Source organism: Marinomonas vaga (assembly GCF_055388305.1).
The window spans coordinates 2,281,345-2,304,202 of record NZ_AP043903.1; the positions used below are offsets into that span (position 1 = coordinate 2,281,345).

The 22,858-nt window shown below is 47.7% G+C and carries 20 protein-coding genes; 7 read left to right on the top strand and 13 right to left on the bottom strand.

Features of this window, described 5'->3' with window-relative positions; genetic code table 11:
- Window position 1 precedes the first annotated feature (1 nt).
- Entirely contained in the window at window positions 2-376 is a 375-nt protein-coding gene (locus ACZ5DR_RS10740) for a DUF2750 domain-containing protein (protein ID WP_377369180.1), read from the top strand.
- Window positions 377-465: 89 nt separating this feature from the next.
- The gene (locus ACZ5DR_RS10745; protein ID WP_377369182.1) at window positions 466-1,095 is read left to right on the top strand and encodes a TetR/AcrR family transcriptional regulator; all 630 of its coding nucleotides are present in this window, start codon (window positions 466-468) and stop codon (window positions 1,093-1,095) included.
- A gap of 27 nt (window positions 1,096-1,122) precedes the next feature.
- On the opposite strand, the gene ACZ5DR_RS10750 is transcribed toward ACZ5DR_RS10745, so the two are convergent.
- On the bottom strand, window positions 1,123-4,590 hold the full coding sequence (locus tag ACZ5DR_RS10750; RefSeq protein WP_377369184.1) for a hybrid sensor histidine kinase/response regulator: 3,468 nt from the start codon (window positions 4,588-4,590) through the stop codon (window positions 1,123-1,125).
- Window positions 4,591-4,972: 382 nt separating this feature from the next.
- Here ACZ5DR_RS10750 and ACZ5DR_RS10755 point away from each other — a divergent pair, with 382 nt between their 5' ends.
- Entirely contained in the window at window positions 4,973-5,455 is a 483-nt protein-coding gene (locus tag ACZ5DR_RS10755; protein WP_377369186.1) for an FKBP-type peptidyl-prolyl cis-trans isomerase, read from the top strand.
- Between the two features lie 250 nt (window positions 5,456-5,705).
- Here the strand turns inward: ACZ5DR_RS10755 and ACZ5DR_RS10760 are convergent, their stop codons facing one another.
- The 5 genes from ACZ5DR_RS10760 to ACZ5DR_RS10780 form a co-directional block, all read right to left on the bottom strand.
- Window positions 5,706-5,903, bottom strand: a complete 198-nt coding sequence (locus ACZ5DR_RS10760) for a hypothetical protein (protein WP_377369188.1) — start codon at window positions 5,901-5,903, stop codon at window positions 5,706-5,708.
- Between the two features lie 101 nt (window positions 5,904-6,004).
- The gene (gene bluB / locus ACZ5DR_RS10765) at window positions 6,005-6,664 is read right to left on the bottom strand and encodes a 5,6-dimethylbenzimidazole synthase (RefSeq protein ID WP_377369190.1); all 660 of its coding nucleotides are present in this window, start codon (window positions 6,662-6,664) and stop codon (window positions 6,005-6,007) included.
- Window positions 6,665-6,752: 88 nt separating this feature from the next.
- Complete coding sequence (locus tag ACZ5DR_RS10770; RefSeq protein WP_377369192.1) at window positions 6,753-7,280, bottom strand: hypothetical protein; 528 nt, start codon at window positions 7,278-7,280, stop codon at window positions 6,753-6,755.
- A gap of 77 nt (window positions 7,281-7,357) precedes the next feature.
- Window positions 7,358-9,124, bottom strand: coding sequence for a sodium:solute symporter family protein (locus tag ACZ5DR_RS10775; protein WP_377369193.1), 1,767 nt, complete (start codon window positions 9,122-9,124; stop codon window positions 7,358-7,360).
- A 5-nt stretch (window positions 9,125-9,129) separates the two neighbouring features.
- Window positions 9,130-9,390, bottom strand: coding sequence for a DUF4212 domain-containing protein (locus ACZ5DR_RS10780; RefSeq protein WP_377369195.1), 261 nt, complete (start codon window positions 9,388-9,390; stop codon window positions 9,130-9,132).
- A 215-nt stretch (window positions 9,391-9,605) separates the two neighbouring features.
- Between ACZ5DR_RS10780 and ACZ5DR_RS10785 the strand changes: the two genes are divergently transcribed.
- Window positions 9,606-10,127, top strand: a complete 522-nt coding sequence (locus tag ACZ5DR_RS10785; protein WP_377369197.1) for a GNAT family N-acetyltransferase — start codon at window positions 9,606-9,608, stop codon at window positions 10,125-10,127.
- A 24-nt stretch (window positions 10,128-10,151) separates the two neighbouring features.
- Here the strand turns inward: ACZ5DR_RS10785 and ACZ5DR_RS10790 are convergent, their stop codons facing one another.
- From ACZ5DR_RS10790 to ACZ5DR_RS10805, 4 genes are all read right to left on the bottom strand, one after another.
- Entirely contained in the window at window positions 10,152-13,295 is a 3,144-nt protein-coding gene (locus ACZ5DR_RS10790; RefSeq protein ID WP_377369199.1) for an efflux RND transporter permease subunit, read from the bottom strand.
- On the bottom strand, window positions 13,292-14,461 hold the full coding sequence (locus ACZ5DR_RS10795; RefSeq protein ID WP_377369201.1) for an efflux RND transporter periplasmic adaptor subunit: 1,170 nt from the start codon (window positions 14,459-14,461) through the stop codon (window positions 13,292-13,294). The genes ACZ5DR_RS10790 and ACZ5DR_RS10795 overlap by 4 nt, the downstream gene beginning before the upstream one ends.
- Entirely contained in the window at window positions 14,458-15,834 is a 1,377-nt protein-coding gene (locus tag ACZ5DR_RS10800; RefSeq protein WP_377369202.1) for a TolC family protein, read from the bottom strand. Before ACZ5DR_RS10800 ends, ACZ5DR_RS10795 begins: the two co-directional genes overlap by 4 nt.
- Before the next feature lie 103 nt (window positions 15,835-15,937).
- The gene (locus tag ACZ5DR_RS10805; RefSeq protein ID WP_377369204.1) at window positions 15,938-17,362 is read right to left on the bottom strand and encodes an aminotransferase-like domain-containing protein; all 1,425 of its coding nucleotides are present in this window, start codon (window positions 17,360-17,362) and stop codon (window positions 15,938-15,940) included.
- Between the two features lie 205 nt (window positions 17,363-17,567).
- Between ACZ5DR_RS10805 and ACZ5DR_RS10810 the strand changes: the two genes are divergently transcribed.
- From ACZ5DR_RS10810 to ACZ5DR_RS10820, 3 genes are read left to right on the top strand one after another with little or no spacing between them, the layout of a single operon-like run.
- Window positions 17,568-17,771 carry a YjiS-like domain-containing protein gene (locus ACZ5DR_RS10810; protein ID WP_377369206.1) on the top strand — a complete coding sequence of 68 codons (204 nt, stop codon included), beginning with the start codon at window positions 17,568-17,570 and terminating at the stop codon, window positions 17,769-17,771.
- Between the two features lie 32 nt (window positions 17,772-17,803).
- Window positions 17,804-18,106 (top strand): GIY-YIG nuclease family protein, encoded by a 303-nt coding sequence (locus tag ACZ5DR_RS10815; protein WP_377369208.1) that lies wholly within the window; start codon window positions 17,804-17,806, stop codon window positions 18,104-18,106.
- A gap of 9 nt (window positions 18,107-18,115) precedes the next feature.
- A complete protein-coding gene (locus ACZ5DR_RS10820) occupies window positions 18,116-18,496 on the top strand; it encodes a VOC family protein (RefSeq protein WP_377369210.1) in 381 nt (126 codons plus the stop codon).
- Here the strand turns inward: ACZ5DR_RS10820 and ACZ5DR_RS10825 are convergent.
- Genes ACZ5DR_RS10825 through glgX form a run of 3 tightly spaced genes read right to left on the bottom strand, consistent with a single transcriptional unit; the run spans window position 18,493 to window position 22,838 of the window.
- Window positions 18,493-19,461, bottom strand: a complete 969-nt coding sequence (locus tag ACZ5DR_RS10825; RefSeq protein ID WP_377369212.1) for a serine/threonine protein kinase — start codon at window positions 19,459-19,461, stop codon at window positions 18,493-18,495. The genes ACZ5DR_RS10820 and ACZ5DR_RS10825 overlap by 4 nt on opposite strands.
- Window positions 19,462-19,474: 13 nt before the next feature.
- Window positions 19,475-20,743: a response regulator gene (locus tag ACZ5DR_RS10830; RefSeq protein WP_377369214.1), complete on the bottom strand. Its 1,269-nt coding sequence runs from the start codon at window positions 20,741-20,743 to the stop codon at window positions 19,475-19,477.
- A 58-nt stretch (window positions 20,744-20,801) separates the two neighbouring features.
- Window positions 20,802-22,838 carry a glycogen debranching protein GlgX gene (glgX, locus tag ACZ5DR_RS10835; RefSeq protein WP_377369216.1) on the bottom strand — a complete coding sequence of 679 codons (2,037 nt, stop codon included), beginning with the start codon at window positions 22,836-22,838 and terminating at the stop codon, window positions 20,802-20,804.
- Window positions 22,839-22,858 lie beyond the last annotated feature (20 nt).

The following is a 22,858-nucleotide window of genomic DNA, read 5'->3' on the forward strand; positions in this document are numbered from 1 at the left end:
CATGAGTGAAGAACTGTCTTTAGACCAACGTATACAACTACTAGCGTCACCTGATGATGTGCGTCTTGAGCACTTTGTTAAAACGGTAAAAGAATCGCAACAGGTGTGGAGTCTCAGTAACGAAGAAGGCTTCGTGATGGTAGAAACCGACGAAGGGGACTGCGTCATGGTATGGCCCGATGCGGATTTTGCTGCCCAATGGGCCATTGATGAGTGGGACGATTGTGAGCCCGTGGAAGTGTCCTACGAAACCTTCACCACAATGTGGTTGCCAAGCCTTGAAAAGGACAACATCACCTTAGCGGTATTTCCAAACATCGAAGACGAAGGCAAACTCACCAGCGCTGCGGACATGAAAGCCTTATTAGGAATTTAAGTGCTAAGTCGCCCACACTACATGGCGCGACTTCTTAAGAAAGATCACCTTGATCACATACGTGGATAGAGTAAGGAACCAATTTTACCATGAGTAAGCGTCAGGCCAACCGTGAAGAGATCTTCTCGCGCATTTTAGAAGCGGCTGAAATTGAATTTGGATTGAAGGGGTTTGGTGGTGCGAGTTTGCAGCACATAGCGGAGCGAGCAGGCTTACCTAAGCCCAATATCGTTTATTACTTCCAATCTAAGGCAAATCTCTACAAACAAGTATTGAATAACATTGCCGATAGTTGGAATGATTTATTTGATAAGGCGACGGTAGAGGATGATCCAGCCACTGTACTGGACAGTTTTATCCGTACTAAATTGCGTCAAAGCTTTGAAAGTGGTCGATCATCGCGAATCTTTGCTCAGGAAGTCATTCAAGGGGCGCAGCATATTGGTGATTATCTAAAAGAAGATTTACGGCCATGGTTTGAATCCCGTACTGCTGTGATTGAAGGCTGGATTGCGGCGGGTAAAATGCGCCGTGTGGACCCTGTGGCGCTGATCTTTATGATTTGGTCTACGACCCAACATTATGCAGACTTTGAGTCGCAAATCCTTGCGCTAACAGGGGCGGAAGGCTATGACGAAAGTGATTTGATTCGCGTGGGTGACACCTTAAGCGATGTGATCTTGCGGGGCTGTGGCTTACAGCCCCTTCATCGTGCTTAACGAATCCTCAAAAAGCGCAGATTCTTTTTAAGGGGGACTGCGCTTGCCAACGATATGCTGTACCAAAGCCCGTAATTTTGCGGGCTTTGCTGGTTTTGGCATGTAGGAAATATCCTCTGCTTGGCAGGTTTCTCCTAGCTCATTTGAGCGTACAGCTGTGATCAGAACCGCTGGAATGGGTTGATTGAAGCGCTGACGCAGAGCTTTAATCAGCTCAATCCCATCTTGATGATCGTCCAGTTGATAGTCCATCAGCAGCAGCTCAGGAATCTGCTCAGTTGAGGCATTCAGAGCATCTTGGTAACGACTAAAAGTCTGATAGGTACAATGCCACTTTTCTAGCAGGGTGCTCATAGCTTCTAGGTTATTAGGATCATCGTCCACACACCATACGTGGCACATGGCCAGATCTTTGTTAATAGCGGAGCGCGTTTCCTTATCTATCGGCAAGGCTGTGCTGACTTGACTGCTTGCCTTAGGCACCAAGATGGTAAAGCAGCTGCCCTTATGGGGAACCGAGCGCACCTCTGTGGTGACTCCAAGTAGTCGCTGCATTCTTCGAACTAAGCCAAGTCCCAGCCCCATGCCTGGCTCTTTGTTGTTTTCCCAGCGGTAAAAGTCTTCAAAAACCTTGGCTTGTTCTGTGGCTGGAATACCTACCCCTGTGTCCCAAACTTGAATTCGAATATGGTCTTTCACAGAGCGTACTGAGATGAGTACTCGGCCTTTTTCCGTGTACTTGACGGCATTAGAGACAAAGTTTTGAATAATGCGCCGCAAATACACCGGGTCTGAGTGGACACGACAAGGGCGAATATGGGTAGACATTTTTAGGTGTTTGCTCTGGGCAATGACACCAAATTCCGCCACGATGGGGTCGATGATTGGGCCAATGTCCACATCAACTAAAGTTGGTTTGATGGCTCCTTGGTCGAGTCGAGCGATTTCTAATAGGGTTGCGATCAGTGTTTCGGTGGACTCTAGTGAGGCGGCCAGCTTATTCAGTGTGGTACTGGAATCGTCCGGAATGTCACTCTCTTGTAGAGCGCCTAGATACAGCTTAGCGGCATTCAATGGCTGTAATATGTCGTGGCTGGCTAAGGCCAAAAACTCCGTCTTTGACGCGTTGGCGTGTTCTGCTTCCGCCTTGGCATTGATCAATTGTTGCTCCGCTTGCGCCCGTCTATCAATCTCTTGAACCAGCTCTTGGTTAATACTTTGCACTTCTTGAGTACGGGCGACTACGCGTTTTTCCAAGTCGATATTCGCGTCTTTAAGAGCTTGCTGACTTTCAATGTGCTCGGTGACATCGGTGAACGAGGTGACAAAGCCACCGTTTGGCAGGGGATTACCTACCATTTCGATGACACGGCCGTTGGCCCGACGGCGTAAAAATCTGTGACCTGTGCCTTTACGTAAATGTTCAAGTCGTTTGTTGACCAGCTCTTCCACATCGCCCACACCACATTCCCCATTTTCAGCGTTATAGCGAATCAGCTCTTCCACAGAAAGACCGATCTTGAGCATGCCTTCAGGGTAGGGGTAGAGGGCCATATAGGTTTGGTTCCATGCCACCATGCGCAGGTCCTTATCCACTACGCTGATGCCGTGATCAAGGTTATCCAAAGAGACGAAGAGTAGGTTTTGGTTAAACTGGATGGCTTGGGTGGCCTCATCTAAATAGGTCACCATTTCTTCGATTTTGATTTGTTTATCTACTAGCAGCGAGTTGACTATGGTGCGGGCAGAAGAACCTCCTAAAACCCCCCCTAATACCCGTTCACAGTAGTCCACAAAACGGCGGGAGGGCGTTTGGTTGGTTGGCAAGCTTTCGTTGTAGTTCTGTTCAAAAGTACGAATGACCTCGGCACACTTTTGCTCCCCAAGGAAGGTTTCTAATAACACAAATAAGTCGCTGTTGATGGCCTTGCTTTTGGGTTTAAAGAAGCGGTTTTCAACTTCCGAAGTGGGCGACACAAAGGCAGTTGCTTGAATACGATCTACCAATCGTTCAGTGGCCAGTAATGAACCAAAGATGTAGCCCACCGTATTGGCAATCAGGCTGATCAAAGCACCATAACTGATTAGCTCAGTACGGGAGTCATAGCCATCAAAGTTCGTTAGATCAATGCTGCCAGTGATCGGAAGCATCATCCAGAGCAACCAAAATAAGAAGCCCAACGTCAGCCCTGCGTAGACACCGTAGGCATGGCCGCGTTTCCAATAGAGACCACCTAATACGGCCGGTACCAATTGAAAGACCAAGGAGAAAGCAATCAAGCCTGTGTTGGCCAAGGATTCGCTATTGGCCATCTCTTGATAATAAAGATAAGCAAGGGCCAAGATGCCTACCATGGCAATTCGGCGTACTAACAAAATACGTCGGTTATAGGTCGGTAATCCACGGCGTTTCGTACTGCTGCGGGCGATCATCAGTGGCAAGATCACATCGTTGCTGATCATGATACTGAGGGCAAAGGTAGCTATGATCACCATGGCCGTGGTGGCTGACATGCCCCCAAGGAAAATGAGAATTTGCAATGGCAAGTTATTGGATTCTAAAGCGAACTGGATGACATAGGTATCCCCATTCACTGAGCTACCAAATAGACTTTGTCCCACCAGAGCAATAGGTGGAATCAGGACCGCAAAGATCATGAGGTAAAATGGAAACACCCAGCGGGCAGTACGAGACTGGCGACTGTTTTGATGATCCACGATGGTGACGTGGAACTGCCTTGGCAAACAAATCACCGCCGCTGCCGCCATCAAGGTCTGCATAATAAACGGGAATGAGGTGAAGGTCTCTAACTGCCAGGCAGCTAAATCAACCTCGGCAGCAAAGTCTTCAACTGAGCTGTGTTGGGCGGCGTAGATGGCTACTAGTCCTACGGCAATGATAGCGATCAGTTTAAACAAGGATTCGCTGCCTATGGCGAGCATCATACCTGAGCGGTACTCTGTGACTTCCACCTTGCGCGTGCCAAATAAGATGGCAAAGACGCCGATCAAGACAGTCGAAATGAAAACCACCAAGCTTGCGGAAGATTCGTCTTGGTTAACGAACAAAGCCAAGTTCGCCCCAATGGCTTTAAGCTGTAAGGCGATATAAGGGATGATCGCCAACATGCAGATAAGGATGACCAAAGGTGCTGTCAGGGGACGTTTACCGTAACGGGAGGAGATAAAGTCCGCCACAGAAGTGATGTTTTGGCGATGACTGACAAACATCATCTTCTTTAAAATTCGAAAGCCGAATAGATACAGCAAAATCGGGCCAAGCAAGATGGGGAGATAGCTCCACCCAGAGCGTGTGGCTTCACCAATGGCACCATAAAAGGTCCACGCGGTACAGTAAATGGCAAGGGAGAGACTGTAAACCAACGGATGACGGGTCAGTCGTTTCGCTGCTGGGCTGTCTTTATCGCCCCATGTGGCGATCCAAAAGAGGCCGAGAATATAGAGTATCGCAAGAATGATCCAAAAAGCCGTCATGTTTGCATGGGGTCCATTTGCTAGCTGAGTGTTGGAATCCGTTTAATGTAGCATAGGGCGCGACCCATGCCTTTAGACGTTAGTCGTGTTCGACGTTGAAATCTGTCGCGAACATCACATACAGGCAGGAGAAATGCTTGGATAGTATGTGCTCATTATTCGTTTTCCTATATGCAAAACACATCATATAAAGTGATTATTGACTAAATACTAAGCGATAAGTGACAAATTTCTGATAAAACGACCTATACGGTAGTCATCGGCCAATGGCTTAGTTACCATTAAACATGAATAAACTTAGGGTTCGTGATGTGGCGGTGTTACGCAAAACGATTTTGCTTTTATCAAGCACTCGTTCCCAAATCCATGTTAGGAGAAGATAATGCAAATTGCGCAAAACACAGTTGTTAGCATGCACTACACCCTGAAAGATGAAAATGGCGAAGTGCTAGATTCCTCTGCAGGTCAAGAGCCACTAGTCTTTTTAAGCGGTGCTCGTAATATCATTGAAGGTCTTGATAATGCCCTTCAAGGCAAAGCAGCTGGCGATGCAATGCAAGTTGAAGTGTCTGCAGAAGAAGGCTACGGCCCTGTACACCAAGAACTGATCCAAAAAGTGCCACGTGAAAACTTCCAAGGTGTTGACTCTATTGAAGTTGGCATGCAGTTTATGGCGCAAACACCAAACGGCCAACAACCTGTTACTGTGATCGGTGTAGAAGAAGACGGCATCTTGCTAGATGGCAACCATCCATTAGCGGGCAAATCACTAAGCTTTGAAGTTGAAGTGGTTGAAGTACGCGAAGCAAGTGCTGAAGAAATCGAGCACGGTCATGTTCATGGAGAAGGTGGTCACCACCACTAAGATCTAATGGTCTGATTGAACGCTTATGAAAGAGAGCTGCTTAGGAAACTGGGTGGCTCTTTTTTGTGCCTGAAAAAAGTATGCTTGAATAAAAATAAGCTCGGGATCTATTTAATGGTTATTAAGAGGGATGAAATTAAGTGGGATGAAATAAAATTAATGTTCGAAGAGGAGGGCAGAGAAAGAAGTAGGTTAGGTAAGCGCGTTTTTATGTTAATTCTTGCGCTCGAAACCTAAAAACCGCATTAGATTATGCGTGAGATGGTTTAGCTGAACCGATTGAGAAGCCTTTAGAAGCTACTTTTTTAACCCATGCAACGGCAGCAAATACAGAACCTACAAGAATTTCAGAAGTCTGTGCGCTAACGATGGCAGCGTTTTTCTCTTGTTCAGTAAGGTAAGACGTATCGATGTCTTCAATCATTTCCACTAATGTTTTGTTGCTCATACTATCCTCCGAGGATTTGTTCATTTGATAGGCTAATAATAGGCTTCCAAAGCCGCCTAAACAAACGATATAAATTCTCTAGATAGATGAGAAAAACTAAACTATTGGTCTTTTTCGGTGTTTGACCATTTTTCGTAATGTATGGCTTGAGAGATGTCGCGACGGGACTGCCAACCATATTTTTCCAATTCAGGAGATGGTTGGAATTCTGAGACATAGCCGATGCAAAAGTAGCCGATAATCTCCAAATGCTCTGGAATACCTAAGGCTTCGTAAAGTACGTCGTCGTGCAAAATGCTCACCCATCCCATGCCCAAGTTTTCTGCTCGGGCCGCAAGCCAAAGGTTTTGTGCTGCACACACAGCACTAAAAAGATCCATTTCAGGTTTGATGGTTTTTCCTAGCACCACATTGCCAGTGCGTTGGCGGTCACAAGTGATACAGATGCCTAAAGGGGCCTCCATAATGCCTTCGAGCTTAAGGGATTGGTATTTGGTTTTACGCTCACCGTCAAACAAATCTGCGGACTCGCGATTAGCGGTCTCAAAGCCTTCTTTGATGCGGCGTCGGGTATCAGATTGGGTGATGACAATAAAGTCCCATGGCTGCATGAAACCGACACTCGGTGCATGATGGGCTGCCTTGAGCAATCGCTGAATAACCGCTTCTGGAATGGGATCAGGTAGAAACTCACGGCGCACATCGCGGCGATTAAAAATAACCTTGTAGAGTGTTTCTCGTTCTTGCTCGGTAAAATGCATAAAAGGCCCTTATCTAAGAGCCTTCTATTTTGATCAAATGTTCAGACAGTGCAAACGCTGTTTCTGAATTTGGAATGAATGGGATTCATTATGCGGAAGGTTTTTGGCATACCGCTTTTAACAATGGATCGTCACTGGCTAGGCTTTGCCATTCAGAAGAGCTCACAGTGTCTCCTGCTGGGATGCTTAATTTATTTGTGAAATCCGCTCTAGCACCCGCGCCACAATGGACGACTTGAGGGACGCGCTTAGCAGACAAGCGACGCTCGAAAAAATACAGATCCACCAGATAGATATCATCATTGACGTTGTTTTGTGCAGCGTTGTTAATGTCGGCGGCAATGAAACGAGTGGTCTGTGGGTAAAACATGCTCCATGGACGCCATGGGGCTTCTTCTTCTACGGTTTTGACGACGACAACGCCATCAGGTAGTAAGCTTGCTTGATGAGAATACCAAGTGTATTCACTTTGAATCTGGAAGCTGAGCATGCCGATGCCAGCAAAGGCAGGGACTAGCCATTTGGGTGCTTTCTTTAACGACAGCTTACGGACGAATAGGGCGATACCCGCACCAGCAAGGCCTGCACAGATGGTCGCGATTAATTCCCAAAGCATAAAGTCACCTTCTTATTATCATCTTGTTAAATGCCTAGCCCCAAGTGGGGCTAGGCTCAGTCAGCTTAGGCTAACGATTAGTGATCGACTGCGCCGCCAGCCCCTTTAGGGTAACGAACACTTTCGACAAGTTCTTGGATCTCTTCTGGTACGTCTTCGGTCATGCTTGACACGATGAAGGCAACTGCGAAGTTAATCACCGCACCGATGGCACCGAATGACAATGGTGAAACACCAAACAACCAGTTATCAGGTGTATTCGCTAATGTGTTTGTACCTGGGATGAAGAACCAACCTAGGTAAGTAAAGATGTAAACCAGCGTACAGCCTAGGCCTGCTAGCATACCGAATACGGCACCTTTACTGTTAACACGTTTAGAGAAGATACCCATCATCAGCGCAGGGAAGATAGACGCTGCTGCAATACCGAAGGCTAATGCAACCACCTGAGCCGCGAACCCTGGTGGATTCATGCCTAGGTAGGTGGCAACAATGATGGCAAAGAACATGGAAATACGAGCCGCCAACAACTCACCTTTCTCAGTAATGTCTGGATTGATAGAACCTTTGATCAAGTCATGACTTACCGCAGAGGAAATCGCCAGTAGTAGACCTGCTGCAGTAGACAATGCTGCTGCCAAACCACCCGCTGCGATCAAACCAATTACCCAACCTGGTAGGTTCGCGATCTCTGGGTTTGCCAATACTAAGATGTCACGGTTAACCGTTAGCTCGTTGCCAGCCCAGCCACGTGCGGTTGCTTCATCAGCAAAAGCAGGGGTGTCATTGTAGAACTGGATGCGGCCGTCGCCGTTTTTATCTTCGTATTTGATTAGACCCGTTTGCTCCCAAGTTTGAATCCAATCAGGGCGCTCATCGTATTGAATGGATTCAGCTGTTGGACCTTCTGGGTAAATGGTTGTCATTAGGTTCAAGCGTGCCATAGATGCTACTGCTGGTGCAGTTAGGTAAAGCAACGCGATGAATACTAGTGCCCAACCCGCAGACCAACGTGCATCTGCTACCTTAGGTACCGTGAAGAAACGAATGATTACGTGAGGTAGACCAGCGGTACCTATCATCAAAGATAAGGTGAACAGAACCATGTTGACCTTGTTGTCTACGTCGGCTGTGTAGTCACGGAAACCAAGTTCACGTACCACTTCGTCCAGTTTCTGTAGTAAAGGCATGCCAGATTGAGTGTGTTCAGAGAACAAACCAATAGCTGGAATGAAGGTATCTGTTAGTTGCAAGGAGATGAACACGGCTGGAATGGTGTAAGCCACAATCAATACACAGTACTGTGCCACCTGAGTGTAAGTGATGCCCTTCATACCACCTAATACGGCGTAGAAGAATACCACTACAGCAGCGATGATTAAGCCAGTGTCTTTGTCTACTTCTAAGAAGCGAGAGAACGCCACCCCTGCACCTGTCATTTGACCAATTACGTAGGTTACCGACGCAATGATCAAACAGGCAACGGCCACAAGACGGGCCGATTTGGAGTAGAAACGATCACCAATGAAGTCTGGCACGGTAAATTTACCGAACTTACGTAGGTAAGGTGCCAACAGCATTGCAAGCAATACATAGCCACCCGTCCAGCCCATTAGGAAGGTAGAGTTAGCGTAACCGCCAGCAGCGATTAGGCCCGCCATCGAAATGAAGGATGCAGCAGACATCCAGTCAGCGGCCGTTGCCATACCATTCATGACAGGGTGAACACCACCGCCAGCAACGTAGAACTCTTTGGTGGAGCCGGCACGCGCCCAGATGGCGATACCAAAGTAGAGTGCGAAGGACGCCCCTACGAACAACAAGTTAATAGTAAACTGACTCATGCTGATTACTCCTCAAGCCCGAATTCTTTATCTAGCGCATTCATACGCCAAGCGTAGAAAAACACTAAAATGATGAAGCTGATGATGGAGCCCTGTTGAGCAAACCAGAATCCTAAATCTGTTCCCCCGATTTCGATGCCTGCAAGCAAAGGACGAAGCAGAATACCGCAACCGTAAGACACGAATGCCCAAACGATTAAACAGCCAAAAATCAATCTGACGTTCGCCTTCCAGTAGTTTTCTTGGTTTTGAGTATGATCCGACACAGTCGATCTCCTTTGTTATTTTTATTTGCACATTCAATGTAGCAGTGCCCGTGTAAAGAAGAATTGAGACTTTAGTCGAAGAGTCGTAAATCCCTGCGAAATACTGACCAAGTACAGAATCAATTTATTAATCTAAAATAAAAATAAACGGTATTTACGCAATTGCTGTTTGGCAAAGGATTAGACTATTCAAAAGATATTTAAAGGGAGGCGATATGCGTTCCAATCAAGTACATTTTGAAATGGCGCAGCTAGATGATGCGGACGAAATCACCACGCTTATAAATAACGCTTACCGTGGGGAAGGGGGCTGGACTGATGAGCGAGCATGGGTGGACGGGCCTCGCCTGAGTGTGGCTCAGGTGCGCTCTCAAATCAAAGACCGTCAAGGAGTTGTGTATGTGCATCGTCGTAATGACATTATTGTGGCGACCATACATGCCAGCATTGCCGCCAATGAGGCCTACATTACATCGTTAGCGGTACATCCCTATGTACAACAACAGGGAGTGGGGGATGCGGCACTAAAAAAACTAGAGCAAGATTGTCGTAACCTCTTTGGTGTGACCTTGGCGAGTATCTCTATCTTATTCCCTCGGGAAGATGTGCTCCAATACCTTATTCGGCGAGGCTATGAGCCCATGGACTACGTTGAACCTTTTCCCGAGCATATGAAAATGGGGCAACCAAAAGACGCTGCTTTACAGCTTGCCTATTTGGTTAAGCCCCTCCATTAAGCTGAACGAATACTGAGCCAGTGTCTAAGGTAGTACATCTTCCTTCGAGCGAAACAAGGATTTGAATTTGTTTATGCCGTAGGTCAAATCCTCTTTGATCATGAGCATAACCGGTATCAGTACTAAGGTTATTAAGGTAGCGAATAAAATGCCGTAGGCCAGAGACACCGCCGCGGGCACCATTACCTGAGCTTGTCGCGAGGTTTCTCCAAGAATCGGTACCAAACCTGCAAAGGTCGTGATCGACGTGAGTAGAACGGCTCGTAGACGGCTTTGACAGGCTTCAACAATCGCCCGCTTTATATGGATGGTTTCTTTACGCAGTTCGTTAAACCGTGACGTTAACAGCAAACTGTCATTTACGACCACACCCGACAAGGCAATGATGCCATTGAGGGAGAAGATCCCTAAGGCCAGATCATTGAACCAATGCCCCAATAAAGCGCCGACCACTCCAAAGGGGATCGCCATCATAATGATCAGAGGCTGACTATAGGATTTCAATGGAATCGCCAGTAAGCCATAGATGATCAACATGGCGATGGCGAACATCTGAATCATGGAAGATTGGGTTTCAGCCCTTTGTTCTGCTTCCCCTGAGTAATAAAGATCCACGGATGGAAAGCGCTGTTTCATTTCTGGCTCAATGGCGCTTTTAAGATAGGCGACCACCTCAGTGGATGACATTTGATCTTTATCCACTTCGGCAGAAAGGTAAACCGAACGCTTGCCATCAATCCGAGTAATCTTAGTTTGCGCTGTTTCCTGCGTCAGACTGGCAACGGATGCCAATGGCACTCGAGTGCCATCATCTAATGTCACTTGCGTATTGAGAATGTTAGCCGGACTTTCCTGCTGGTCACTTGGATAGCCAAGTCGGACTTCGATCTCATTGTTATCACGTTGATATTTTTGCACGACCTGACCATCAAAATTGCGTGAAATCTGGCTTGCTAACCCGCTAGTGGTCAGGCCCAGTGCGCGTCCTTGATCATTGAGGTTTAGGACCAGCCTTGACTCTGTGGCAGCATCGCTCTCTTCAATGCCACGTACCGCAGGCACGGCATTGAGTTTTTCTATAAAGGTGGTCATGGCTCCGCTGAGCACGTTGTTATCACTGCCCCGTAGTTCTACCCGTAGCGCATCTACAGATTCCCAAGCACTTCGGATTCGTAGATTGCTGACGCCTTCTGGGGAGCCGGTTAGCTTCTGCCATTCCTGTGCGAAGGCGGCCGCCGTATAGGGTGCATCGCTGTTGAGTTCTATTCGTAAGTTACCAGATTGGTCATCACTGGAGGTGATTTGGAAGTTTTCGATGCCTGAATCGGACGCACCTTTCAGCAAGTTTCGGTCTGCTTGGTGGGCTGTGTTTTCCATTAGGGACAGAACACGACTCGTCTGCCCATAACTCACATCGTTATACATGGTCACGCTGGCACGAATAGTATCCCCTGGAATATTCGGGAAAAAACTCATTCGCATAGCGCCAGTGAGTGGCATAGATACAACCAAAACAAAAAGGGCGATAAAGGCCACCAGAATGGCGTATCTGTGCTGAATGGACTGTTTGATTAAATTGAAATAAATGCGCTCATTGAACCATTGTAAGCTGGCATCAGCCCCATGTTGTATGGCGCCCCAAGCTTTAAGAAGCGGGTTGTCGGTTTTGCGACGTTGGGTATTAAGGTGACTAAGGTGGGCTGGCAAAATCAGCTTGGATTCCACAACGGAAAGCACTAAACAGATTGCGACCACCGCAGCAAATTGGGCATATAGCTGCCCTAAGCGGCCGCTAATGTTGGAGAGCGCCCAAAACGCTGCCACCGTCGTGAACACACCAAATAGCGTAGGGACCGCGACACGCATAGTCCCCTTGATGGTATTCGCTAGGGTGTCACCTTCCTTGGAGCGTACTGAGTAGACGCTCTCCCCAATGACCACGGCGTCGTCAACGACAATACCAAGGGCCATAATAAATCCAAAGGTGGTAAACATGTTTAGGGTCAGATCGATGCTCTCTAACCCCATGGCGAATAGGGTGCCAAAGAAGATAAACGGCAAGCCCATGGCGACCCAGAAAGCCACGGTGAGGTTTAAAAATACCGCCAGCATGATAAACACAAAAAGAATGCCTGTGATGGCGTTTTGAATCATTAAGGATAATCGGTCGTTTATGGATTCACTGCGATCATACCAAGTAGACAGGGATACCCCTTGAGGTAAACGTCCCGCCTCTAACCAATCGTTAACTACGCTTTTAGCACCGTTAACGGAGTTGGTGATGTCATCTTGCCCTGAAGTGATCACTTGTAAAGCGAGGCTTGATTCGCCATTGAAGCGGGACAGAACAAAGTCGTCCTCATCAAAGGCATCACGAATATTGGCAATATCCCCCAGACGCAGGCTGCCACCAGTGCTAAGGCTTAAGATCGGAATGGCCGCGAAGTCTGCTTTCACATAGGCTTGTTCTGAAGCTCGGACGTGTAGATATATGTCTTCATTTCGCAAGGTGGCAACGGTGGAAGGGCTAGACTCATTATTGATGGCGGTAGCCACTTCACTCAGGGTAAGGTTGTAGGCTTCTAGCTTGCGACGATCCACCTCTATCATAATGGTGGGGTCAAGCCAGCCACTGATGGAAACGGAATTAATGTACTGGTTTTCCAGTAAGTCGGACTCTAGTTCGGTGGCAAGGGTCTGTAGCGTACGACGATCTGTCGCCCCGTGAAGCTGAATCCAAATGGCGTGTTCTTCCCTCATGGCTTTGGAGACGACCGCAGGGTCGGCCTCATCTGGAAAAGACGTGACTTGGTCCAAATTGTCTTTTACATCGTCTAGTAGCGTATCGATATCATACCCATCCTGCATTTCGATGCTTGCAGACATACTGGAGCCCGTCGACGCTGTGGTGAGGTTTTTAATCCCTAACACACCTTGTAGTGCTTGCTCCACCGGGATGGCTACCCCTTCTTCAGTGGCTTGGGCGGAACCACTGTCGTAACTGATGGAAATCGCCACTCGGTTGGGGGTTAAACTCGGGAAGGCTTCCCGATTTAGACTGTCCATGTTGAGGACGCCTAAAGCGATCACTAGAACTAATAACAGGTTGGCTGCAACAGGGTTGTTAGCAAACCAGGGAATGATACCGCGAGCATTTTCTGGATTCATGGTGACACCACTTCTTCAGGCGTCACTAGCATGCCCTTTAGGTAGCTGTTATAGGGTTGAGTTAAGATCTTTTGAGGGGCTTGGGCAAGGTTCTCTGGTACGTCTATGTACACGTAATCTTGATCCACAAAGCGAGGTGTCGCATCGAAATTAGCGAGGCGATTGTCTGCATTCACATACCAAATTTGGCTTTTTTGACTCAGTGCTGAGTTGGGAAGCTGCCATAGGTTGTCGGTTTCCATTCCTTGAACGATCACAGATACGTAGCTACCGGGTAGCAAAGCGGGGGTTAGTTCAAGGGGGCGATCAACGGCAATGTATAAGCTACGCAAGCCTGATTCTGAATTCACATGTAATCCCACACGCTTCACATAACCTTGCCATTGTTGCTGTCCATCGATACTGCGAATGCTGGCTTGCCAGTTTTGGGCAAGCATTTGTTGACCTGTTGGTAGCTTATTCCAATCTTGTGCGCTGAGTTGCAACTCAATCGACACTTCGTCTGAGCTGTATAGGGTGGCAAGCTCTGAGTTACTGCTTAAGTATTCACCTGGAGACGCATTCTGAGCGGTGATGATGCCATCGAAGGGAGCGGTGATCTTAAGCTTCTTAACATTGTCTTGAGCCAGTGCTAGGGCAGCTTTGGCAGAGGTGAGATCGGCTTGGGCGGCGGCCAACTGTGGTGCTCTTAGAACGAGATCGGAAGCGGGTTCACCTTCTAAGCCAGCAGCACGCCATTCTGCATTGGCTTGTTCTACTTGGCGTTGTTCTTCTTTTAACGCCAGTTCTGACGTGGCCACGTCATTTTGAGCACTGGCAAGATCTGCGCTTAACTCCACGTTTCTTAAGGTCAGTAAAGTTTGCCCCTGACGCACTTGTTCTCCCACATCAAAGGAGGGTGACATAGTAATGATTTCGCCGGCGACCTGATTGGTTAGGGTGAGGTCATAGCGCGGTGACGCAAGCCCTACCGCTTGGATTTGAGCTGCATGTTTTGCTGGCGATACTGTCACTACGGTCACGTTTAAAGGGTTTTCCTTTGCCGGTGGACGGGGTTGAGCAATTCGGGAATTATTGGCCTCAATAGCATGTTGTACATAGAGATAAATGCCCACTAATAGAGCAAGGGCGATTGCTAGGGTTAGCCAAGGCAATATTCGTTTCATGGGTTTTTAACTCCTAAGCCAAGGGCTAAACCGAGATCGACGCGGTTGGTCAATTGTTCGTATTGCAGAGTATCGAGCTGTGCTTCTAGGTCGTAGACGGATTGCTGAGCACTGATTAAATCACTGAGCTCCACTAAGCCGCCCCGATACTTTTGTTCATAAAGGGAAAGATTGCTTTCGGCAGTGGTCAGTGCATCCCTAATATGCATACGTTGGGTGTTAATCACTTTCTCTTGTCCTAAGGCGTCTTCTACTTCGTTTACTGCTGTCAGTAGGGTGCTGCGGTAGTCTTGGTAGCTCTGTGCCACGTCTAATTTTGCAATTTCACTGGCAGCCTTTAGTTGTCCTCCTTGGAAGAGTGGGGCGGTCAACTGCCCCAGCAAAGACCAAACAGGAGAGACAAATAGAGCGTCTCTTAATGAAGGGCCACTGTCGCTTAATGTGGCACTGAGGCTAAGGGATGGCAGCATGTCTTTAAAGGCCACATTAGCCTCTAGGTCCGCCGCCTCAATGGCAAGGTAGGCCGCACGAATGTCCGGACGAGCAGAAAGGTCTTGGGCAGGGAGCTCGTCAAGGGAGACATACACTTCTGGATAGTCTTTTGATGGCGGCATGGGGAAGTCTTTGTTATCGCCAAGCAATAGCTTCATCGCCCGTTGGTTGCTGGCCAGTGTTTCTTGGTATTCCGCCAAGTCTGCACGGGATTGGGAGGTAGACGTTTTGGCTTCGTCCAATCCTTCTAAGGTGCCTAAGCCATTTCGAAAGCGCTGAATGATCAGTTTTTCATTGGTTTCTAACAGGATCAAACGCTGTTGTTCGATGTCGATGGCTCTTTGATTGGCGATGAGCAGCAACCAGTTCTTCATCACATTACCTACTAACGTGGCTTGGCTGGCGCGGAAGGTTTCCGCATCACTGGCGAGGGTTTTTTCCGCAGCGGAGCGACTGTCATTAAGCTTTGACCACAGATCAAGCTGCCAACTGACACTTAGGCCAGCACTATATGTGGTGTCGCTATCGCTGCTTTCTTGGGCAGATAAACTTGCGCTCGCGCTGGGTAAGCTTTCTCCGCGGAGGCTTTTAATGTTCCAAGCGCTGGCTTCTAGGGACAGGGCTGTTTTTTGGAGACTTGGGTTGCCTTGCAGTGCCTGCTTGGTCAGTTCATCTAAAAAAGGGTCATTAATAATGTCTTCAAGTAAGAGAACTTCTGAGCGTGTTTGCGGCTCGCCAAACAAGGCTGTGTTTTCTGTCGTTAAGGCTTCATGAGCGGTCTCGCTGTAATTATGCCGCTCAGGTGTGGCACTGCATCCGACCAAAATGCTGAAGCTTAATGTCAGTAAACTGGTCTTAGCTGAAAAGAAGGGTCGCGCCATTCAATTGTCCATTTGATCGTAAAGGGGCAGTGTACTGAGAAACCGCCCAAAATTAAGTAGCTAAGACAATAGCCTATATTATTTGCACAATATTTACAGTGGCTTATGAATAGGCGCCCGGATACTCAGTACGTATCAGTTCAGCCAGTATTTTAATGCCTTCTTCCCTTAGGACTGGTGTTTGGTCTGAATAGTTCAAACGACAGCAACTTCGGTATTTACCTGTGGCGGAGAATAGTGCCCCTGAAGCAATGGCCACCCCTTTATTTTGCGCTTTTTCAGTCAGTGCTACCGTGTCGATTTCGGGTGCAAATTCGACCCAGAGGACAAAGCCTCCAGCGGGGCGAGTCACCCGAGTGCTGCTGGGTAAGTGGCGCTGGATAGCCTCCAATAAATGATCGCGACTGTCCGCATAGAGTGTACGCATCTTGCGAATATGGCGATCGTAGCCACCTTGACGCATGAATTTTGCTAACGCCAGCTGGGACAAGGTAGGGCACATGGAGCTGCTAACATATTTGATGTGGGTGACTCTGTCTCGATAGCGTCCAGCTGCGATCCAGCCTACCCGCATCCCTGGTGCGACAGTTTTGGAGAATGAGGAGCAGAGTAATACCCGCCCATCATTGTCGAATGCTTTTATGGAACGGGGACGAGGAAATTCGTAGGTCAGATCACCGTAAATGTCGTCTTCTATGATGGCGATATCGTACTGTTGCGCTAACTTGTAAAGGGCCTGCTTTTTGTCTTCAGGCATCACGAAGCCAAGGGGGTTATTGGCGGTTGGCGTGACTAATATGGCTTTGATTGGCCATTGATCCAAGGCCAATTCTAAGGCTTCAAGGCTGATGCCGTGCTCTGGGTGAGTGGGAATCTCGAGCGCTTTTAAGTTGGCAGCCTTGATGGCTTGCATAGCACCATAGAAACAGGGGGATTCTATGGCGATTATGTCTCCCGGTTCCGTTACGGCTCTAAGGCAGACAGATAAGGCTTCCTGACAGCCGGAAGTGACCACTAGGTCGTCTGGGTGTAATTGGCAGCCTGACGATACCGCTAAGCGAGACAGTTGCTCCCGTAAATCAATATGACCTCGTATGTCACCGTATCCTAGTCCCCATTCAGGGCGTGATCGGTGCAGCTCAGATAGTGATTTAAGCAAGGGTTTTATAGTGTTGCCGATCATCACGGGTGCAGCGTGCTGCAGCTGGATACGTGTGTTTGCTGGTCGGTTAGACAACAGGTTTAGCACTTGCTCCCATTGGGACACTTCCAGTGGACGTTGGGGCGGTCTGGAAGTTTCCGGTAGGCGATCGTTAGTGGATTCTCGAGGAACAAAATAGCCAGATTTGGGGCGAGCTTCTACCAGGCGTTCCATTTCAAGAACACGATAGGCTTCTTGTACGGTTGAAATGCTGACCCCGTGTTCCGTTGCAAGCTGTCTTACAGAGGGGAGCTTGTCTCCACGCTTATAAAACCCATGCTCAATGTGTTCCCGCAAACGGTTAGCTAATTCCCCATACAGACTCATGAATTCCCCCTAATCTTGGTGCTAATACGCCATTATAGGCAGTCACTTGGGGATTTATTCCATACAGAATGGGCTTTTTTCGACAATACAGATGTGATTAGGGTTTTCTGTATGGAAAAAATCGTATCTGTCTGGGTCTGCAGCGGATATCAGGCAATGGCTATTCTATGGTCAGGCTTAGAAAACGTTGTCACGGAGGTGACCTATGATAGTGATTGCTTTGATCCATTCCATAAAAGAGAGTGCGAGACAGTTTAAAACCCGCCAACAGCTGCGCCATTGTTCTGACGAGACGTTAAAAGATGTGGGCATTTGCGAGTCATCAAGACAGGCGGAAACGCGTAAAGCGAATGGGGGGAATTTCCTGATCGATGTGTGTAGAAAAACACTTCGTGAGATGCGAGACTAATCAGATTCGAAATTCCTGATTGAACTGTGAGTATGACGGCAACACCTTGGTTCGTGTACATCATTAAAACTCGACTTAATACCCTTTACACTGGGGTTACCACGGATTTGACGCGCCGTTTTGATGAGCATACGCAGGGTAAAGTCAAAGGGGCTCGCTATCTAAAAGGCAAAGGGCCCCTACAATTGGTTTGGTCAGAATCTGTATTGGACAAACGTATGGCCATGCAGGTGGAGTATCGGATTAAGCAGCTTTCCCGTGTAAAAAAAGACCAGTTGGTGTCTGGGAAGCAGTCGTTACAAACCTTGTTTAAGGATGTGATGCAATCGAAGTGATTGCATGCCGTGATCGACGTTGAGGGTAGCATTGTGATTAATCGCTTTGAGCATCTTGTGTTGACGGTATTAGATGTGGAACGTGCTGTATCATTTTATCAGCGCGTGCTAGGGCTGCCTGCTGTGAGTTCTGGGCAAGCGGTGGCTTGTGGTACTCAAACCATTTATTTTCAAGTATTAGGACAAGAGATTCGCCATCATGCACTAGAAGGTGCAGGAAGCTTTTGTTTCACTAGTGATTGGAGTCTTGACCAGATTCGCACCCATCTGGCAAAAGAATCAATCATTATCCTAGATGAATCGACCCCTGAAGCAGGACTGCATTCGCTGTTTATTAATGATCCAGATAATAATTTGATTGAGATTCGTGTGTCTCATGGCGCTGATTAGCGCCATTTTCCCCATTGTCGAACCATTTCTTCTAAATCACCAACATGCTGTCGCCAAAAGTCTTCCCCGGTAAAGTGCGGGAAGATGGTAGGAAAGGCAGGGTCAGCCCAGCGTTCGGCGATCCATGCGCTATAGGCGATGTGGCGCTCAGCCATAAAAACGTCAATTAGATCCAATTCTCTGGTATCAAACGAATGATGGCTTTCGTAACCTTCAATCAATTCACTCAGTTGCTGCTGTTTGGCATCGGAATCCGATACATGCAGCCACAGGTCTTGTACCGCCATGCCCATACGGCAATCATCAAAATCTAACAGTACTAAGCCATTGTCCGTATTCAATAGGTTGCTACGATGGCAATCTCCATGAATAAAGCGAACCTTGGCAGGGCTGTTTTGCTGGGTTTTGGTCGTTAACGTCAGTACTTCCTGAATCAAGCTTTGATAACCACTGGTGAGCTTTTTGGGTAAAAAGCCGCTGTGTAGGATGAACTCACTGGATTGCTGGATGTGTCCTGAGGCTTGAATATTAGGACGGTGCTGGGTTTGCCAGGATTCGGTGGCGTGATGCAATTCGCCAATTAGCTCGCCAATAGCAAAGAGCTGGTCCAGATCACCCGCTTCTAGTGGTGTGCCCCGTTGTTTTTCCGTTAAGGAGAAAAAGAAGCCTTTGTGTTCAAACAAGGTTTGTCCATGGAAAGACAAAGGTGCCGCAACAGATACCCCTTGGTCTTTTAGCATTAACAGCACATCATGTTCTTCTTGGATCTGTTCAGAGGTCCAGCGGTTTGGCCGATAAAACTTCACAATCAAGGGGGCACTGTCTTCAATACCTACTTGATAAACGCGGTTTTCGTAGCTGTTTAGGGGGTATTGACGAAAGTCTGAAAAGAGGCCGACAGATTCCACCGCATCAATTACGGTATCTGGTGTCAAAGCCCCATAAGGGTGTTGAGCATTTTGCATGAATTCATTCTAATTAAAGAAGCCCGAGTTTTTTCTTTAATGTCATTTCTTGGGCTTGTGTTAGAGGTGAGGCACGACCTTCTTGGATCAGTCTGTGCCAGTTTTTCCAAGTTTTGACCGCTTCCCCAAGGTGATTGCGGGTGACGTATTGTTGTACTTCAATGCGGAACGAGTTAGTTACGGCGGTGGGGCTGGCTTTGCCAATAATACGAAGACGAATAAGAGAGCGTTTGAACTTCTCATTAAGAGTTTTACTTTCGTCTCCGGATGCGATCAGGTTGGTAATGGATTGTAGGTGATCATAATACATCTCTACATGTTCTTCAGCGGTTTCCCGACTTAAACGTATCACTCGTGAATAAGCTTGCTCCGCGGTATACCAATCTTTTAGCTTGGCGCTGATATCCCCTAAGCGCTTACTGCGTTCAGGAGACCGTGGAGAGACTTCAAGCACCGTTCGTAGGGCTTGTTGAGCATCACTCAGTTGGTTGAGTTCCTCATAGGCGTCCGCTAAGAGATCATAGGCAGATAAAAAATGTCGGCTAAGGTTTACCGTGGTTTCTAGATTTTTAGCTGCCCCTGCAAAGGCGCCCAAAGCCATTTCACATTGGGCAATACCAAAGTATGCCCAAGCTAAATTTTTGTGCTTCTGGGTGATGAGCATATAGTGGGTTTTAGCCGCCTTGTATTCCCCTTTAGCGTATAGGGCTTCACCGATAGCTTTGAGGCACAAGCTGCCATAGGGCTTATGGACGGTCATGACTTCTTTTGCTTGGACAATCACCTCGTCCCAGTCTTCTTTCATGCGTGCTTGATTGAGCTTTTCGAAGGATTTCTTTTGCTGGATCACACGCCCTAAACGACGCATAAAAGCTTCAGGTGGAAAGGGCTTCACCAGATAGCTATCCGGCTGGTATTCGAGAACACTGACCACTGCTTCATAAGCGGTGTCAGCGGTAATCATCATAAAAATGGTTGAATGGTCTAGGGAGTAAGTTTTGCGTGTGGTTTCAAGTATCTGTTGGCCATCTACGCTGCCACCAAGATTGTAATCAGATAGAACGATGTCATAACGACCGCTGAGAATCCGTTTAAGTCCTGCTTGTCCAGAGGGCTCAATATCTATTTTAGAGTAACCTAAACTGGTCATAAGAGACTTGAGCATAAGGCGCATTTCACCGATGTCTTCGATGATTAGAACGCGTTTGCTGGATTTTTTGTCGCTTTGCTTTTCGTTGGCTTTATCTAAATTTTTAAAATCGGGGACGCTTACTTCTGCCACAAACCTGTTCCTATTTTAAATGTGTCCTTACTACCACTATTGCTGCCTTTAGAACACGTTATTCAGTGTTTGACTTTAGCTTAAATAGCAGCACTGAGCGAGTGTCTAAAGTAATATTTTGACCTGTTAAAGTTTGCTCTCCAGTGGAATATAACAGGGTATCCAAGGTATACGGTTGAGGGCATTCAATCTGGAGCTCAAAATCCTCTCGATAGAAGACGAGCCAGAGTGCTTCGTTTGATTGGTTGTTATATAGCACTAGGGATAGATAGTCTCTTTCCGCATCCTCCCAGTCTGCTCCTGTCATGGTTTTGCCAAACTCGTTGTACCAGGTGACCTCATCTGAAATTTGGTGTTGATACAAGCCATCATCCGGCAGAATGGCCTCTGCCAAGATAGGATATTGCTTACGGATTGCCAGTAATGATTTAACGGTGTTTGTTAACTCTTGGCTGGCGGAGGTCGGGGACCAATCTAACCAAGTAATTTTATTGTCTTGGCAATAGGCATTATTGTTGCCCTGTTGGGTATGGGAGAGTTCGTCGCCCCCTAAAAAGTGCGGTGTCCCTTGGCTAAGTAGGAGAGTTGCAATAAAGCATTTTTGCTGAGTCAGACGGTCTTTTAAAACTCTTGGATCTTGGGTTTCTCCTTCGATGCCGAAGTTTTGACTGATGTTATCCGTATGGCCGTCTCGGTTGTTTTCATGGTTGGCTAGATTGTGTCGGCGATGATAAGACACCAGATCATGTAGCGTATAGCCATCGTGGTAGGTGACATAATTCACTGAGTGTAGGGCGCATTTGTAGCCTTTGTGAAATAGGTCTCTGGAGCCCATGATGCGGGTGGCGAATTCTGGCACTACGGTGGCGTCACCTCGCCAAAAGCGCCGCACCGTGTCACGATATTTATCATTACATTCAATAAAACTACGGGGGAACTGCCCCACTTGATAGCCACCAGGACCAATGTCCCAAGGCTCCATAACCAGTGTGGTGGTGCTCAGGATAGGGTCTTGCAAAATGGCTTGCAGCAGGGGAGCTTTTGGTGAGAAGTCATGATCTTCTCGTCCTAAGTCGACCCCAAGGTCAAAGCGAAAACCGTCCACTCCCATGATTTCGACCCAATAGCGCATACTGTCGCAGACTAGTCGAATGGTAGAAGGCTGATAGGTGTCCACACAATTACCACAGCCTGTGTAATTAAGATATTTGCCCCCCTCATGGCGATAATAGAGCGCATTGTCTAACCCTCGGTAGCAGGTCGTGCCATGATCCAGTTCACTTTCTGCCGTGTGGTTATATACCACGTCTATAATGACTTCGAACCCCGCCTCATGGAGGGTGGCAATCATGGTTTGACATTCCGTGACCGGGTCTTCAATAGCGTAGCGATCATCAGGGGTAAAGAAATTGATTGGGTTGTAGCCCCAGTAGTTATTGAGCTCTTTATCGAGCAGATGGACTTCGTCGGCAAAAGCAAAACAGGGCATAAGTTGAATGGTACTAATGCCAAGTTCTTTAAGATGCTTGATGGCAAGGTCACTGCAGACCCCTAAATAGGTGCCTTGTAGTACAGGATCAATCTCTAGTTGCTGGGTGAAGCCTTTGATGTGCATTTCGTATAGGCTACGGGCCGATGCCTTGGGGCGCGAGGGCTTGTTGTGTGCTTTGGGTGGCACTGAGCGGACAATGGACTTGGGGACACAATGGGCGGAGTCTTTGTGATCCGCACCGCCTGATGCATCAAAGGTGACTTGGTCTGGATGGAATACCAAACGATCACTCAGAGATTTTGCGTAAGGGTCAATGAGCAGTTTGCTCTCGTTAAATAAGTGCATCTTGTCTGGCTCAAATGGGCCACTTGCACGTAGACCATATTGCTGGCCTTCGTGCACGTCCATGACTTCCATATGCCAGATGCCGCGAGACTTGTGGGTAAAAGGCAAGCGGCTAATTTCGACACCTTCCTGGTCAAAAAGACACAGATAAAGCTGGCTTGAGTATTCGGAGAACACGGCAAAGTTCACACCGTTAGCCGTCACCGTTGCGCCTAGCGGTAAGGGGGTTCCTGATGTGGTTTGCCATTCCCGTGTCATGGTGTTCTCCAATATATGAT

Excerpts from the sequence above, each read along its gene's own strand:
- ACZ5DR_RS10800 (WP_377369202.1), bottom strand. The coding sequence starts at position 15,834 with ATGGCGCGACCCTTCTTTTCAGCTAAGACCAGTTTACTGACATTAAGC.
- ACZ5DR_RS10785 (WP_377369197.1), top strand. The coding sequence starts at position 9,606 with ATGCGTTCCAATCAAGTACATTTTGAAATGGCGCAGCTAGATGATGCG.
- ACZ5DR_RS10760 (WP_377369188.1), bottom strand. The coding sequence starts at position 5,903 with ATGAGCAACAAAACATTAGTGGAAATGATTGAAGACATCGATACGTCT.
- glgX (WP_377369216.1), bottom strand. The coding sequence starts at position 22,838 with ATGACACGGGAATGGCAAACCACATCAGGAACCCCCTTACCGCTAGGC.
- ACZ5DR_RS10815 (WP_377369208.1), top strand. The coding sequence starts at position 17,804 with ATGACGGCAACACCTTGGTTCGTGTACATCATTAAAACTCGACTTAAT.
- ACZ5DR_RS10755 (WP_377369186.1), top strand. The coding sequence starts at position 4,973 with ATGCAAATTGCGCAAAACACAGTTGTTAGCATGCACTACACCCTGAAA.
- ACZ5DR_RS10805 (WP_377369204.1), bottom strand. The coding sequence starts at position 17,362 with ATGAGTCTGTATGGGGAATTAGCTAACCGTTTGCGGGAACACATTGAG.
- ACZ5DR_RS10795 (WP_377369201.1), bottom strand. The coding sequence starts at position 14,461 with ATGAAACGAATATTGCCTTGGCTAACCCTAGCAATCGCCCTTGCTCTA.
- bluB (WP_377369190.1), bottom strand. The coding sequence starts at position 6,664 with ATGCATTTTACCGAGCAAGAACGAGAAACACTCTACAAGGTTATTTTT.
- ACZ5DR_RS10745 (WP_377369182.1), top strand. The coding sequence starts at position 466 with ATGAGTAAGCGTCAGGCCAACCGTGAAGAGATCTTCTCGCGCATTTTA.
- ACZ5DR_RS10740 (WP_377369180.1), top strand. The coding sequence starts at position 2 with ATGAGTGAAGAACTGTCTTTAGACCAACGTATACAACTACTAGCGTCA.
- ACZ5DR_RS10810 (WP_377369206.1), top strand. The coding sequence starts at position 17,568 with ATGATAGTGATTGCTTTGATCCATTCCATAAAAGAGAGTGCGAGACAG.
- ACZ5DR_RS10750 (WP_377369184.1), bottom strand. The coding sequence starts at position 4,590 with ATGACGGCTTTTTGGATCATTCTTGCGATACTCTATATTCTCGGCCTC.
- ACZ5DR_RS10770 (WP_377369192.1), bottom strand. The coding sequence starts at position 7,280 with ATGCTTTGGGAATTAATCGCGACCATCTGTGCAGGCCTTGCTGGTGCG.
- ACZ5DR_RS10775 (WP_377369193.1), bottom strand. The coding sequence starts at position 9,124 with ATGAGTCAGTTTACTATTAACTTGTTGTTCGTAGGGGCGTCCTTCGCA.
- ACZ5DR_RS10790 (WP_377369199.1), bottom strand. The coding sequence starts at position 13,295 with ATGAATCCAGAAAATGCTCGCGGTATCATTCCCTGGTTTGCTAACAAC.
- ACZ5DR_RS10825 (WP_377369212.1), bottom strand. The coding sequence starts at position 19,461 with ATGCAAAATGCTCAACACCCTTATGGGGCTTTGACACCAGATACCGTA.